The 14,299-nt window shown below is 63.5% G+C and carries 16 protein-coding genes; 12 read left to right on the top strand and 4 right to left on the bottom strand.

From position 1 onward, the window contains the following. The first annotated feature begins 37 nt into the window (after window positions 1-37). The 3 genes from N005_RS08870 to ada all read left to right on the top strand — a co-directional run bounded on the left by N005_RS08870 (window position 38) and on the right by ada (window position 2,577). Window positions 38-748: a 2OG-Fe(II) oxygenase gene (locus tag N005_RS08870; RefSeq protein WP_047700836.1), complete on the top strand. Its 711-nt coding sequence runs from the start codon at window positions 38-40 to the stop codon at window positions 746-748. Further along, window positions 735-1,415 carry a DNA oxidative demethylase AlkB gene (alkB, locus tag N005_RS08865; RefSeq protein WP_047700835.1) on the top strand — a complete coding sequence of 227 codons (681 nt, stop codon included), beginning with the start codon at window positions 735-737 and terminating at the stop codon, window positions 1,413-1,415. Before N005_RS08870 ends, alkB begins: the two co-directional genes overlap by 14 nt. Window positions 1,416-1,503: 88 nt before the next feature. Next, the gene (ada, locus tag N005_RS08860; protein WP_047700834.1) at window positions 1,504-2,577 is read left to right on the top strand and encodes a bifunctional DNA-binding transcriptional regulator/O6-methylguanine-DNA methyltransferase Ada; all 1,074 of its coding nucleotides are present in this window, start codon (window positions 1,504-1,506) and stop codon (window positions 2,575-2,577) included. On the opposite strand, the gene N005_RS08855 is transcribed toward ada, so the two are convergent. Next, window positions 2,541-3,029, bottom strand: coding sequence for a GyrI-like domain-containing protein (locus N005_RS08855; protein WP_047700833.1), 489 nt, complete (start codon window positions 3,027-3,029; stop codon window positions 2,541-2,543). The two genes, ada and N005_RS08855, sit on opposite strands and share 37 nt — an antisense overlap. Window positions 3,030-3,178: 149 nt before the next feature. On the opposite strand from N005_RS08855, the gene N005_RS08850 reads away from it, so the two are divergent. From N005_RS08850 to N005_RS08815, 8 genes are all read left to right on the top strand, one after another. After that, window positions 3,179-4,252, top strand: coding sequence for an NAD(P)H-dependent flavin oxidoreductase (locus N005_RS08850; protein WP_047700832.1), 1,074 nt, complete (start codon window positions 3,179-3,181; stop codon window positions 4,250-4,252). Between the two features lie 203 nt (window positions 4,253-4,455). Then, window positions 4,456-5,208, top strand: a complete 753-nt coding sequence (gene modA, locus N005_RS08845; protein WP_047700831.1) for a molybdate ABC transporter substrate-binding protein — start codon at window positions 4,456-4,458, stop codon at window positions 5,206-5,208. After that, complete coding sequence (modB, locus tag N005_RS08840; protein ID WP_047700830.1) at window positions 5,209-5,889, top strand: molybdate ABC transporter permease subunit; 681 nt, start codon at window positions 5,209-5,211, stop codon at window positions 5,887-5,889. Window positions 5,890-5,892: 3 nt separating this feature from the next. Beyond that, the gene (gene modC / locus N005_RS08835) at window positions 5,893-6,972 is read left to right on the top strand and encodes a molybdenum ABC transporter ATP-binding protein (protein WP_047700829.1); all 1,080 of its coding nucleotides are present in this window, start codon (window positions 5,893-5,895) and stop codon (window positions 6,970-6,972) included. A 236-nt stretch (window positions 6,973-7,208) separates the two neighbouring features. Further along, entirely contained in the window at window positions 7,209-8,279 is a 1,071-nt protein-coding gene (locus tag N005_RS08830; protein ID WP_052126366.1) for a DNA topoisomerase IB, read from the top strand. Between the two features lie 167 nt (window positions 8,280-8,446). Then, window positions 8,447-9,010 carry an ATP-dependent Clp protease proteolytic subunit gene (locus N005_RS08825; protein WP_041024891.1) on the top strand — a complete coding sequence of 188 codons (564 nt, stop codon included), beginning with the start codon at window positions 8,447-8,449 and terminating at the stop codon, window positions 9,008-9,010. 135 nt (window positions 9,011-9,145) lie between these two features. After that, entirely contained in the window at window positions 9,146-9,328 is a 183-nt protein-coding gene (locus N005_RS08820; protein ID WP_024777334.1) for a con-10 family general stress protein, read from the top strand. Window positions 9,329-9,391: 63 nt separating this feature from the next. Beyond that, on the top strand, window positions 9,392-9,619 hold the full coding sequence (locus tag N005_RS08815; RefSeq protein ID WP_047700828.1) for a hypothetical protein: 228 nt from the start codon (window positions 9,392-9,394) through the stop codon (window positions 9,617-9,619). A 56-nt stretch (window positions 9,620-9,675) separates the two neighbouring features. Here N005_RS08815 and N005_RS08810 read toward each other — a convergent pair whose 3' ends face one another. Next, window positions 9,676-10,209, bottom strand: coding sequence for a DUF3087 family protein (locus N005_RS08810; protein WP_047700827.1), 534 nt, complete (start codon window positions 10,207-10,209; stop codon window positions 9,676-9,678). Window positions 10,210-10,426: 217 nt separating this feature from the next. On the opposite strand from N005_RS08810, the gene ppnN reads away from it, so the two are divergent. After that, window positions 10,427-11,800: a nucleotide 5'-monophosphate nucleosidase PpnN gene (ppnN, locus tag N005_RS08805; protein ID WP_047700826.1), complete on the top strand. Its 1,374-nt coding sequence runs from the start codon at window positions 10,427-10,429 to the stop codon at window positions 11,798-11,800. A 127-nt stretch (window positions 11,801-11,927) separates the two neighbouring features. Here ppnN and N005_RS08800 read toward each other — a convergent pair whose 3' ends face one another. Together N005_RS08800 and N005_RS08795 are read right to left on the bottom strand one after the other, a co-directional pair. Next, the gene (locus N005_RS08800; RefSeq protein WP_047700825.1) at window positions 11,928-12,593 is read right to left on the bottom strand and encodes an HAD family hydrolase; all 666 of its coding nucleotides are present in this window, start codon (window positions 12,591-12,593) and stop codon (window positions 11,928-11,930) included. Between the two features lie 93 nt (window positions 12,594-12,686). Further along, window positions 12,687-14,033: an MATE family efflux transporter gene (locus tag N005_RS08795; protein WP_047700824.1), complete on the bottom strand. Its 1,347-nt coding sequence runs from the start codon at window positions 14,031-14,033 to the stop codon at window positions 12,687-12,689. Between the last annotated feature and the right edge of the window lie 266 nt (window positions 14,034-14,299).

Raw genomic sequence — 14,299 nt, 5'->3', positions numbered from 1 at the left:
CCAAACTGACCAATCCTCTTCCCCCAGGATTGTCACCATGTCTCCTCTGCCCCAGTTCATCAACGCAATCGACCGGCCAGCCCTGGAGCAGAGCCTCGAACAGGACGGCAGCAGCATACTCCGCAGTCTGCTGTCGGCCACTCAATGCCGACAGCTCAGCGGCCTGTACGCGCAGCCCGGGCTGTTCCGCTCCCGGGTGATCATGGCCCGCCACGGGTTCGGACGCGGCGAATATCAGTATTTCCGCTACCCGTTGCCCGCTATCGTCCAGCAGCTGCGTGAAGCGTTGTATCCGCTGCTGGTGCCCCTGGCGAACCGCTGGAACGAACGCATGGGCCTTGAGGTGAGATACCCCGACGCGCACGGCGATTTCATCCGCCACTGCCATGACGCCGGGCAACAGCGCCCGACGCCGTTGCTGCTGCAATACGGTCCCCAGGATTACAACTGCCTGCATCAGGACCTGTACGGCGAACAGGTGTTTCCATTGCAAGTGGCGATCTTGCTGTCGGAACCGGAGCAAGACTTTACCGGCGGCCAGTTCGTACTCACAGAACAACGCCCGCGCATGCAGTCGCGCCCTCAGGTCATCGGTCTGAAACAAGGCGATGCCGTGGTGTTTGCCGTGCATCAACGGCCGGTCAGAGGCGTTCGCGGTTATTATCGGGTGAACATGCGCCATGGCGTCAGCCGCGTGCACAGCGGCCAACGGCACACCCTGGGAATCATTTTTCATGATGCGCAATGACGACAACCCGATCACCCTGGACCTGTTCGCCGACGAACCGTCGGCGACACCCGGCCAGGTCGAACAGATAGGCCAGCAGGCATTCGTGCTGCGCGGCTTCGCCCTGCCCTGGCTGGAGCGGTTGCTGCCGGCCCTGGAGACAGTCTTGCAGGCCGCGCCGTTCCGGCAGATGGTCACCCCCGGCGGCTTTACCATGTCGGTGGCGCTGAGCAGCTGCGGTGCGCTGGGCTGGACCACCGACCGCAGCGGCTATCGCTACACCACCCATGACCCACAGACCGGACGCCCCTGGCCGGACATGCCGGCGCTGTTCCGCGAACTGGCCCAGGCCGCCGCCCGGGCTGCGCACTTCGAGGACTTCGAGCCCGACGCCTGCCTGATCAACCGCTACGTGCCGGGGGCGCGGATGTCGTTGCATCAGGACAAGGACGAACGCAGCCTCACTGCCCCCATCGTCTCGATGTCCCTGGGCCTGCCGGCGGTGTTCCAGTTCGGCGGATTCGAGCGCAGCGACAAGACCTTGCGCGTTCCGCTCTTCCATGGCGACATCGTGGTCTGGGGCGGCGTCGACCGCCTGCGTTACCACGGCGTGCTGCCGCTCAAGGACGGCCGGCATCCACGACTGGGGGCGCAGCGGATCAACCTGACGTTCCGCACCGCCGGATAACCATGCCGAATTCAACCGCAAAACCCGGAGTGTCGCCCTCCCGCAGGCTGGTTACGGTAGCCAAAACGGGCCAATGGACAGAACGACCATGAACACCACTTCGAACACCCTCGCCCCTGAACTCGACCCTCGCTGGGCCGCCGTGCTCGCCCGGGACCCACGCGCCGACGGGCAATTCGTCTACGGCGTGAAAACCACCGGCATCTACTGCCATCCCAGCAGCCTGTCGCGCCTGCCCAATCCGCGCAACGTCGAATTCTTCGACACGCCGGAACAGGCCCAGGCCGCCGGCTATCGCCCGAGCAAACGCGCCGCCAGGGACCAGACCCAGGTGGCCGCCCAACAAGCCGCCCGGGTCGCGGCGGCCTGCCGGCAGATCGAAGCGGCGGAGGAATTGCCGGGGCTCAATGAGCTGGCCCGAAGCGCGGGCCTGAGCCCCTTCCACTTCCATCGGATCTTCAAGACCGTCACCGGCCTGACCCCCAAGGGCTACGCCGCCGCCCACCGCTCGCGCAAAGTGCGCGAGCGCCTGGCCGATGCCGGGACCGTCACCGAAGCGCTGTACGACGCCGGTTTCAACTCCAACAGCCGCTTTTACGAAGCAGCCGATAAGGTGCTGGGCATGAAGCCCGCCGACTACCGCGCCGCCGGGCAGAACACCGACATCCGCTTCGCCGTCGGGCAATGTTCCCTGGGGGCGATCCTGGTGGCGCAGAGCGAACGCGGCGTGTGCGCCATCCTGCTGGGGGACGATCCCGATGCGCTGGTCCGCGACCTGCAGGACAAATTCCGCCGCGCCAACCTGATCGGCGCCGACCGGGAGTTCGAGCAACTGGTCGCCCAGGTGGTCGGTTTCATCGAAGCGCCCGCCCTGGGCCTGAACCTGCCCCTGGATCTGCAGGGCACGGCGTTTCAGGAGCGGGTCTGGCAGGCCCTGCGGGAGATTCCGCCGGGCAGTACCGCCAGCTACGCCGAGATCGCCCAGCGCATCGGCCTGCCCAAGGCCGTGCGCGCGGTGGCCCAGGCCTGTGGCGCCAACAGCCTCGCCGTGGCGATCCCCTGTCACCGGGTGGTGCGCAGCGACGGCAACCTCTCGGGCTATCGCTGGGGTGTGGAACGCAAGCGTCAGTTGCTGGCGCTGGAGCGCTCGTCCGGGGACTGAACGCCGATGTAGATCGCCACCGAATCGGGGCCGCTGTAGACCTCGAAATCGGTGGCGAAGCGGCGCAGGGTCTGCGGGTTGTCGGCGAAATACGCCCAGATCAGGCCCCAGGTCTGGATCACACAGTCGGGCATCGGTCCCTTGGCCGAGAAGACCAGGTAATCCCCGCCCTCGATATCCACGGCGGGGTAGCCCGGGCTCGTCGCGTCGACCTCCACGCCGGCGGTCACATCGAAGTGGCCGGTCGCATCCGATTCATAGTTGGAATACACCCCATAGACGAACGACTCCGAGCGCCTGGCCGGAATCCGGTCGAACAGCCCCTCGGTGAAGAACCGCTCCCACATCGGGCCGATCCTTGCCGTGTCGGGTTGTTGCTCGTCGGTGTTGCGGGTGCGGACTTGCAAACCCGCCACGCTGAAGGGTTCGACTGCCTTGAGTTTTACGTCCATGGCTAAGGCTCCTGGGTAAGTGAAGCACGCATGGTAATCCTCTTGCCCGAGGGATCAAGCGTCGGCCTTCGATTGAAAAACTCGACTGGCCCAAGCGGGGTCACACCTGCTACAAACAGGGTTTCTTGCCCTGCTGGAGCACCTTGCACATGAGCCAATGGCCAGACACCCGCATCCTCGACCTGCTCGGTATCGAGCTGCCCATCATCCAGGGGCCGCTGGCCGGGGTGGCCGGGCCCGCCATGGTGGTCGCCACCTGCAATGCCGGCGGGCTGGGCTCGATGCCGGCGGCGATGCTGGATGTCGAGCAACTGCGCCAGGCGCTGACGACGATCAGCGAACAGACCGACAAGCCGTTCAATGTGAATTTTTTCTCCCATCAGCCACCGGCCTTCGACCAGCAGCGAGCCGAGGCCTGGAAGCAGCGGCTCAAGCCCTACTATGAGGAGCTGGGCGCCGATTTCGAGGCGCCGACGCCGGTGTCCAACCGCACGCCATTCGATGACGCGGCCTGTCGGGTGCTGGAGGAGATGCGACCCAAAGTGGTCAGCTTCCATTTCGGCCTGCCGGAGCAATCCCTGTTGGATCGGGTAAAGGCCACCGGGGCGAAGATCCTTTCTTCGGCGACCACCGTCGAGGAGGCCATCTGGCTGGAACAACGCGGTTGCGATGCGATCATCGCCATGGGCTACGAGGCCGGCGGCCATCGCGGGATGTTCCTCAGCGACGACCTCAACACCCAGGTGGGCCTGTTCGCCTTGCTGCCCCAGGTGGTGGATGCGGTGAAGGTGCCGGTGATCGCCACCGGCGGCATCGGCGATGCGCGAGGGATCGTCGCGGCGTTTGCCCTGGGCGCATCGGCGGTGCAACTGGGCAGCGCGTACCTGTTCACGCCCGAGGCCAAGATCAGCGCGTCCCATCACCGGGCGCTGCGCACCGCCAGGGAAAGCCAGACCGCCGTGACCAATCTGTTCACCGGGCGGCCGGCCCGGGGCATCGTCAACCGGGTGATGCGTGAAGTCGGCCCGATGAGCCCGCTGGCACCGGCATTCCCCCTGGCAGGCGGCGCCTTGATGCCGCTGCGAGCCAAGGATGAAGCCGACTTCAGCAACCTCTGGGCGGGCCAGGCGTTTCCCATGGGTCGGGAATTGCCCGCTGGCGAACTGACCCGGCGCCTGGCCGACGAGGCACTGGCGCGGCTTGGCAAGGGTTCAGGTGCCTGAACACCTGGTCGCCGGTCAGAACGCCATCGCGAGCAGGCTCGCTCCCACATGGACCGAGGGCAAACACAGGGCTGGCTGTCACAACAATCCCCTGTGGGAGCGAGCCTGCTCGCGATGAGGCCGGCACATTCAACCCATTTCCGTTTGCCTGGCATTCGCTATATATTTCCGTATATAACGAACCCAGCCCTACGGAGTTTTCAATGCGCCCCACCCGCTTCGCACCCTGGCTGCTGACCACCCTCCTGACCGCCGGCGCCGTCCAGGCCGATGAAGTGCAGGTGGCCGTGGCCGCCAATTTCACCGCACCGATCCAGGCCATTGCCGCCGATTTCGAAAAAGACACCGGGCACAAACTGGTGGCAGCCTACGGTGCAACCGGGCAGTTCTATACCCAGATCAAGAATGGCGCGCCCTTCGAAGTGTTCCTCGCCGCCGACGACACCACCCCAGCCAAACTGGAAAACGAACGCGACACCGTCAAGGGCTCACGCTTCACCTACGCCATCGGCACACTGGCGCTGTGGTCGGCCAAGGACGGCTATGTCGACAACCAGGGCCAGGTGCTCAAGAACAACGGTTTCCAGCACCTGTCCATCGCCAACCCCAAGGCCGCGCCCTATGGCCTGGCCGCGACCCAGGTGCTGGACAAACTGGGGTTGGCTGCACAGGTCAAGGGCAAGATCGTCGAAGGCCAGAACATCACCCAGGCCTATCAGTTCGTCTCCACCGGCAACGCCGAGCTTGGCTTCGTCGCGCTGTCCCAGGTGTACAAGGACGGCAAGCTCACCGGCGGTTCGGCATGGATCGTCCCGGCCGAGCTGCATGACCCGATCAAACAGGACGCGGTGATCCTCGCTAAAGGCCGCGATAATCCCGCCGCCAAGGCCCTGATGGACTACCTCAAGGGCCCGAAAGCCGCCGCCATCATCCAAGCCTACGGCTACCAACGCTAAATGCCGCTGACCAGTGCCGATTATTCAGCGATCTGGCTGACCCTGAAGCTCGCCTCGCTGACGACGGTGATCCTGCTGCTCATCGGCACGCCCATCGCCCTGTGGCTGTCGCGCACCCGATCCTGGTTGCGCGGGCCGGTGGGCGCGGTGGTGGCCCTGCCGCTGGTGCTGCCGCCCACGGTGATCGGCTTCTACCTGCTCCTGGCATTGGGCCCCAATGGCTGGATCGGCCAGCTGACCCAGGCCCTCGGGCTGGGCACCCTCACCTTCAGTTTCACCGGCCTGTTGATCGGCTCGGTGATCTACTCCATGCCGTTTGTGGTGCAGCCGTTGCAAAACGCGTTCTCGGCCATCGGCAATCGTCCCCTGGAGGTCGCCGCCACGCTGCGCGCCGGTCCCTGGGACACCTTCTTCAGCGTCATCCTGCCCTTGGCCCGTCCCGGCTTCATCAGCGCCGCCATCCTCGGCTTCGCCCACACCGTCGGTGAGTTCGGCGTGGTGCTGATGATTGGCGGCAATATCCCGGACAAGACCCGGGTGGTGTCGGTGCAGATCTACGACCACGTCGAAGCCCTGGAATACGCCCAAGCGCACTGGCTGGCGGCGGCGATGCTGGTATTTTCATTCGTTGTGCTGCTGGCGCTGTATTCCAGCCGCAGGACCCGGACAGCCTGGAGCTGATCGATGATTCAGGCGCGCTTGCAGCTCGACCATGGCAGTTTTTCCCTGGACCTGGATGTGCAACTGCCAGGCCGCGGTGTGACGGCGTTGTACGGTCCGTCCGGCTCCGGCAAGACCACCTGCCTGCGCTGCATCGCAGGCCTGGAGCGCGCGCCGCGGGGCTTGGTGCAAATCAATGGCGAGGTGTGGCAGGACAGCGAACGCGGCGTGTTCGTGCCACCCCATCGACGAGCGCTGGGGTATGTGTTCCAGGAGGCGAGCCTGTTCAGCCATCTGTCGGTGCGGGCCAACCTGGCATTCGGTCTCAAGCGCATCGCCCCGGGGCAACGGCGGGTGGACATGGACCAGGCCACCGAACTGTTGGGCATCGGCCACTTGCTCGAGCGCCGGCCCCACCACCTGTCCGGCGGCGAGCGCCAGCGGGTGGGTATCGCCCGCGCGCTGCTGACCAGCCCGCGGCTGTTATTGATGGATGAGCCGCTGGCCGCACTCGACACCCGCCGCAAGAACGAGATCCTGCCCTACCTGCAACGGCTCCACGACGAGTTGGACATCCCGGTGCTGTACGTCAGTCATTCCCAGGACGAAGTGGCGCGCCTGGCCGACCACATTGTGTTGCTCGAGGGTGGTCGCGCGTTGGCTAGCGGCCCGATTGGCGAAACCCTGGCGCGGCTCGACCTGCCGCTGGCCCAGGGGGACGACGCGGGCGTGGTGATCCAGGGCACGGTCAGCGATTACGACCCCGCCTATCAGTTGCTTACCCTGACGCTGCCCGGTAGCCCACTGCACGTGCGGGTGGCCCATACGCCTCTGGCCGTCGGGCAGCCGCTGCGCTTCAAGGTCCAGGCCCGGGACGTCAGCCTCAGCCTGGGGAACGATGCCCAGACCAGCATCCTCAATCGCTTGCCGGTCACGGTGACCGGCGAACTGGCCGCCGACAACGCCGCCCACGTATTGATCCGGCTGGAAGCCGCCGGCACGCCGCTGCTGGCACGTATTACCCGTTACTCCCGCGATCAATTGGCGTTGCATCCGGGGCAGGTGCTGTGGGCGCAGATCAAGGCGGTGGCGGTGCTGGCTTGACCTGTGACGCGGTCTGACAGCCGCCCTGTCTTTCGGAGTGCACGCGTTTCCCTGTGGGAGCGAGCCTGCTCGCGATAGCGGTCTTTCATTCGACATTGATGGCGACTGAACCAACGATTCGCGAGCAGGCTCGCTCCCACAGGGGTTACGGGTCTTCTCAGAATTTCGGCACGACGGCAACGGGCCGCGGTCAATGAATCCATAGGCCACCGCATTCGCTGCCCAAGGATTTCTCCATGCCCGACACCTCGCCACCGGAAGCATTACCGGCCGACCTGCATTATGTCGATGACACCAGCCCGGGCATCACCCGCAAGAAGTTGCGGGGCAAGTTCTGTTATTTCGATCCGCAGGGCCAACGCATCACCGATGCGGCCGAAATCCAGCGCATCAATGCCCTGGCGGTGCCGCCCGCCTATACCGATGTGTGGATCTGCAGCGACCCGCGGGGACATCTCCAGGCCACCGGCCGGGACGCCCGCGGACGCAAGCAATACCGTTACCACGCGCGCTGGCGCGAGGTGCGCGATGCCGACAAGTATTCGCGGATGCTGGAATTCGGGCGCACCCTGCCCCGCTTGCGCAAGCGCCTGGAGGCGATTCTCGCGACCCCCGGCTTCAGTCGCGACAAAGTCATGGCCACCGTCATCACTTTGCTGGACGTGACCCTGATCCGCGTCGGCAACAGCCAATACGCCCGGGAGAATCGCTCCTACGGCCTGACCACCCTGCGCAGCAAGCACGTCGAGGTCAACGGCAGCGCCATCGCCTTCCAGTTCCGTGGCAAGAGCGGCGTCGAACACCAGATCACCGTGAAGGACCGGCGCCTGGCGCGGATCATCAAGCGCTGCCAGGAAATGCCGGGGCAGAATCTGTTCCAGTACCTGGACGAGAACGGCGAACGCCACGCCATCAGTTCCTCGGACATCAATGCCTACCTCAAGACCCTGACCGGCGCCGAGTTCACCGCCAAGGATTACCGCACCTGGGCCGGCAGCGCGGCGGCCCTGGCAGGCTTGCGGGCGTTGCGCTGGGAAACCGAGACGGAGGCGAAAAAACACATCGCCGAGATGGTCAGGCAAGTCGCCCGGCAATTGGGCAACACACCGACCGTCTGTCGCAAGTGCTACATTCATCCTGCGGTGCTGGAAGGTTTCCTGCTCGGCACGCTGAAGCAGCTGCCCAAGCCCCGGGCCCGTAAAGGCCTCAGCGAAGAGGAAGCCGGGCTGGCGATGTTTTTGCAACGGGTGATACAAGCCACCGTGGCGAGGGAGCTTGCTCCCGCTGGGCTGCACAGCAGCCCCTAGCTTTTGCGGTCGCTACGCAACCGAGCGGGAGCAAGCTCCCTCGCCACGACAAGCTCTCTCACGCATGAGAATTCTCTCTCTACAATGAGAGGAACATCCGTCCACGAGTGAACTCCCAACTGTACGATCCCGCAACACCTCACGCGTGAAATCGACAGGAGTCCTCGATGTCCGAACACATTGTCCATTTCCATTGCCAGATCGATCAGGGAACCACCGAACGCTTCCGCGACAACTGCCTGGAAGCGATCGAGAAAGGCGCGGATTCGCTGATGCTCAATCTCTCCACGGTCGGCGGCAGCACCAACTTCGGTTTCACCCTCTATACCTTCATCAAGTCCCTCCCGGTGCCGGTACGCGCGGTGAACGCCGGCAATATCGAGTCGATGGGCATCGTCATGTACCTGGCCGCCAGCGACCGCACCACCACCCCTCATTCGCGCTTCCTGATCCATCCCATGAACTGGTATTTCGGCCAGAAATCGGTGGATCACTCGCGGCTGCGCGAATACCTGTCCAGCCTGGACAACGACGTGGCGCGGTACGTGGAGATCTACGTCAAGGAAACCGCCGGGGCCGCCACGCAGTTGGATATCTTCAAATGCCTGTGCAACGAGGAACGGGTCATCCCGGCGGAAAACTCCCTGGCGTTCGGCATCGCCCATCGGGTCGAGCAGGTGGTATTCCCTACGGATGCCAAACATTGGAAAGTCAGTGGCGGCGAGGATTAGGCGCTCAAGTCTTTAATTACCGGTTATGACCATTCGTCGCCAGCGCAACGCTTTTATTAAACTTCCCCCGCCGCTTACCTTTCACATTTAATGCGAGGCACGTTGCTCGCTTAAACCAGTATGAGGATTCTCGAAATGGCTAACAGCGGAAACAAAAACCCAGGCAACTTCGCAAACGATCGTGAAAAAGCATCTGAAGCCGGTAAGAAAGGCGGACAGGCGTCGGGCGGCAACAACACCAACGACCGTCAAAAAGGCTCTGGCGCCGGCAGCAAAGGCAGCGAACGCGGCCAGAGCGGCGGTGGCCGGAAGTCGTAACTCCTGAGACCCGCTGGGGCGCAGCCTTGCTGCGCCCTGGTGCTGGATGAGTCGAGGTGAAACATGAGCAATCAGGAGCGGTTCATTGTCAGCTTTATCGCCAACGGCCAACCCGATAGCCGAGTGATGGAAGCCGACAGCGAGACATTGAGTGTCAGCGAGGCAGAAGCCTTGTTGAGAGTTTCTTTCAGCGAACTCCAAAGCGCTCAATTAAGTGACATTCAAGTTCAGAAAAGAACACGACCCATTGAACAGGAACATGGCGTACCCGGACACTTTAAACAGCCATAGCCGATATTGTTTAATGTTTATAACGTTATATGAAGCAGCGACCGCCTCCTAGCCGATCAGCGCTGCGCATAGGTGCTTTTCAATGTCTCGATCCACGCCGGATCCAGGTACGACTGCTCGGTATCCATGCCCATTCCCCGCATCCTTTCCACATGTTCATCGGCTTCTCGCGCCAACGCCCTCTGGTCGCTGGAATTGGCATCCAACCGATGCATCTGCTCCAGCCCCACGTGGTAGAACCGCAGCAGCTTCATGGCGACCGGGTCCTGGGCCTGCACACCGGCCTTTACCTGATGCATGACGTTGGTGATGCGCATCAGGCTGCGCTTGAGCTGCCAGCCGTACACCGCCGCGGCCATCCAGGGTTGCGTCCAGAGATACAAGCGCATCAGCGTGGCCATCACCAGCACCGCCACAATCACCCCGCCCAGGTTGAAACGAAAGTTATCGCCCCCAGGCGTGCCGAACAGCATCACGGCCAGGCTGGACAACAGCATCGCCAAGGCCAGGAACATCACGGCAATGATCAGCGTGCTGCGGCGGGTCTGCTGTCGGTAGAGGTCGGCATCCCAGGGTTTGATCTCGAACATCGCGGTGCAATTTCCTTGTACGGCACGAAAAGAGTCGAGCATTATCGCCTGCCCGGCCGATTTAGCTATGCTGGGGCTCATTTTGTGTTGCACCCGCCCCGAAGGATCCGGATCAAAGTCCATGGCGATACCGCAAGGATCGTGCGATCTTTCTGCGTGGACGTATTTTTCAAGATGCCGCCTCAGTGTGCACGGCATCGTTTTCAAGGAAAGCTGAATGACTCAAAGACATGTAATCAACGCTTCGGTGAGCCCCAAAGGCAGCCTGGAGACCCTGTCCCAGCGCGAAGTCCAGCAACTGAGCGAAGCCGGTTCCGGCAGCATCTATACCCTGTTCCGCCAGTGCGCCCTGGCCATCCTCAATACCGGCGCCCATGTCGACAACGCCAAGACCATCCTGGAAGCCTACAAGGACTTCGAGATCCGCATTCATCAACAGGACCGCGGCGTGCGCCTGGAACTGTTGAACGCGCCGGCCGACGCCTTCGTCGACGGCGAGATGATCGCCAGCACCCGGGAAATGCTGTTCAGCGCCCTGCGCGACATCGTCTATACCGAGAACGAACTGGACAGCCAGCGCATCGACCTGAGTTCGTCCCAGGGCATCAGCGACTACGTGTTCCACCTGCTGCGCAACGCCCGCACCCTGCGTCCCGGCGTGGAGCCGAAGATCGTCGTGTGCTGGGGCGGTCACTCGATCAATACCGAAGAATACAAGTACACCAAGAAGGTCGGCCACGAACTGGGCCTGCGCAGCCTGGACATCTGCACCGGCTGCGGCCCGGGCGTGATGAAAGGCCCGATGAAAGGCGCCACCATTGCCCACGCCAAGCAACGTATCCATGGCGGTCGTTACCTGGGCCTGACCGAACCGGGCATCATCGCCGCCGAGGCGCCGAACCCGATCGTCAACGAGCTGGTAATCCTGCCGGACATCGAGAAGCGCCTGGAAGCCTTCGTGCGGGTCGGCCACGGCATCATCATTTTCCCGGGCGGCGCCGGTACCGCGGAAGAGTTCCTGTACCTGCTGGGCATCCTGATGCACCCGGCCAACCAGGACCTGCCCTTCCCGGTCGTCCTCACCGGGCCGAAAAGCGCCGCGCCGTACTTCGATCAACTGCATGCCTTTGTCGGTGCGACCCTCGGCGAAGCGGCCCAGAAGCATTACCAGATCATCATCGACGACCCGGCCGAAGTGGCACGGCAGATGACCCAGGGGCTCAAGGAAGTGAAGCAGTTCCGCCGCGAGCGCAACGACGCCTTCCACTTCAACTGGCTGCTGAAGATCGATGAAGGCTTCCAGCGGCCGTTCGATCCGACCCACGCCAACATGGCCAGCCTGGGCTTGCGCCTCGACCTGCCGTCCCATGAGTTGGCCGCCAACCTGCGCCGTGCGTTCTCAGGAATCGTGGCCGGTAACGTCAAGGACAAGGGAATCCGCCTGATCGAAGAACACGGCCCTTACGAGATCCACGGCGATCCCGCCATCATGGAACCCCTCGACCGTCTGCTCCAGGCCTTCGTCGCCCAGCACCGTATGAAACTGCCGGGCGGCGCGGCCTATGTGCCGTGCTATCGGGTGGTGACCTGATCCTCAGGAACACCCTGCCCTTTGTGGGAGCGAGCCTGCTCGCGATGACGGCGGTACATTCAGCATCGATGCAAGCTGAACCACCGCTATCGCGAGCAGGCTCGCTCCCACAGGGATCATGTGGCGGCTATGGAATCCGGGTCAGTCGCAGGAAGCCATTAGTGTCTACAGTGACGCCAAGTCCACGGTAATCCTCGATCGACGGATGATCAGTCTCCACCGGATGCACATGCGTCGCCGTCACCACCATCACATCCGCCCCCGCCGCCTCGCCGGCCCGGATGCCGGCTTCGGCATCCTCGAACACCAGACAATCCTCCGGCGCCACCCGCAGCCGCTCGGCAGCCAGTCGATAGCAGGCAGGGTTGGGCTTGCCGTCGCTGACATCCTCGGCGGTGACCATCACGGCGGGACGCGGGATGCCGGCGGCCTCCATCCGACGCAAGGCCAGTGCCATGGGGGCCGAGGTGACGATGGCCCAGCGTTCGGGTGGCAGGTCGTTCAAGAACGCCACGGCACCCGGCACCGGCACCACGCCTTCGACGTCTTCGATTTCCTCCCGGGTGATCTGCTCGGCCTCAGCCTGGGCATCCACCCCTGGCAGATGCTGGCGAGCGATGGTGTCGACGGCTCGCACGCCGTGGATGGTGGGCAGGAATGTCGCCACGTCCACGCCGTGGCGCAGCGCCCAGCGGGTCCAGATCCGCTCGGCGGCGGCGATGGAGTTCAGCAGGGTGCCGTCCATGTCGAAGAGGAACGCGTGGTAGGCGGGGGATGAGTGCTTTACGGACATCGGGTTCTCACAGTCAAAACATTGGACCCCTGTGGGAGCGGCGAGCAGGCTCGCGCAGGCTCGCTCCCACAGGGGCTATGGTGTCTGGGGCATTTATACCAACCGCTCGATCGACTGATGCTGCCAGACCCGTTTGTAATACAGCACCTGCAGCAACAGCATGCTCAGGTACGCCACGGGAAACGCCATCCATACCCCTTCCAGGCCGAAGTGGGCGTCGAGCAGGTAAGCCGCCGGCACTTGTACGCCGACGATGCAGAAAATCGAGATCGCCACCGGCATCAACACCGTGCCGCTGGCGCGCATGATGCCACCGACGATGGCCTGGAATCCGAACACCAGCAAGCTCCAGAGCATGATGTGCAGCAGGTGTTCGGCCTGGACCCGTGCCGCCGGGTCGGTGATGAACAAACCCAACAGCCAGTGGGACAACAGGTACCCCAGCACCACCAGTCCACCCGTCAGGTAGACGTTGATCAGCAGCCCGGTGCGCAGGATCGGCCCCAGGCGCTCCAGGCGTCCGGCACCAATGGCCTGGGCGCCGAGGATCGAGGCGCTGATGGCAATCGACAACGCCGGGAACTGCACATAGTTGACGATCTGCGTCACCGCGCCATAGGCGGCCGTGGCCTGGGAACCGTGGCGATTGACCAGCGCCAGGATCACCAGCTCCGACAACGAGATCACCACCATCTGCAACCCCGTCGGCAGGCCGATGCGCAGCACCTTGGCAAGGATCTCCCGGTCCAGGCGCATCGCCGCGAACAACGCCCGGTCCGGCGCCAGGGCGTGCTCGCGACGGTTCAAGCGCCACGCCAGCAACACCATGGCCGACGTCGTGCCCAGCAGCCCCGCCAGTGCCGCGCTCTGGATGCCCATCTGCGGCAGTCCCAGCCAACCACGAATCAACGCCGGCGTGAGCAACATCCCGACCCCGGTGGACACCAGCAACGCCAGCAAAGGCGTCAGCGTATCGCTGACCCCGCGCAACAACTGGGTGAACAGGACGAACACCAGCAATATCGGCAGAATCCACATCATGACCCGCGCATAGGCAACGGCGTCCTCCAGCACATCCGCTGGCGTGCCCAAGCCTTGCAGGGCCTGACGGGTAAAAATACTGCCAAGCACCGCCGCCACCAGACCGATGATTGCCCCCAGCAGCAGCGTCGAGCCGGCAATCGCCTTCACCGTGCCGGTTTCCCGCGCACCGTAGGCCTGCCCGATCAGCACCCCGGCCCCCGCGCCCAGGCCGATCACCAGCGCGATGAAGAAGAACAGGATCGGAAACATCCCCGACACCGCCGCCAGCGCCTGGGTGCCGAGCATCTGGCCAATGTAGATGCTGTTGAGCGTGCCGGACATGGACTGCAGGAAATTGGACAGGACCATGGGGGTGAGGAACAGGAGGTAGGTTTTCCAGAGCGGCTGGGTCGGCATGGGGGCTCTTGATGGCAGGTTCGACAATTCAGGTGTCGGTAATTTAGCGCAATCCTGAGCAACCTGTGGGAGCAAAGCTTGCTCGCGATAGCGGCAGACCAGCCAAAACTGTTGCTGGCAGACTTACGTCAATCGCGAGCAAGCTTTGCTCCCACAGGTTCGTGGCTTGACTGGTATCAGGGCAAGCCTTGCTCCCACAGGTTTCATCCTGTCAGCCCGATTCGACATTTCACAGACTGTGGCTAATCTGAAATAGCACAGTGCCA

The organism is Pseudomonas mediterranea CFBP 5447, from assembly GCF_000774145.1.
Lineage (GTDB): Bacteria > Pseudomonadota > Gammaproteobacteria > Pseudomonadales > Pseudomonadaceae > Aquipseudomonas > Aquipseudomonas mediterranea.
The sequence above is the reverse complement of the archived record's forward strand: the minus strand, read 5'-3'. Positions and strand labels throughout refer to the sequence as shown.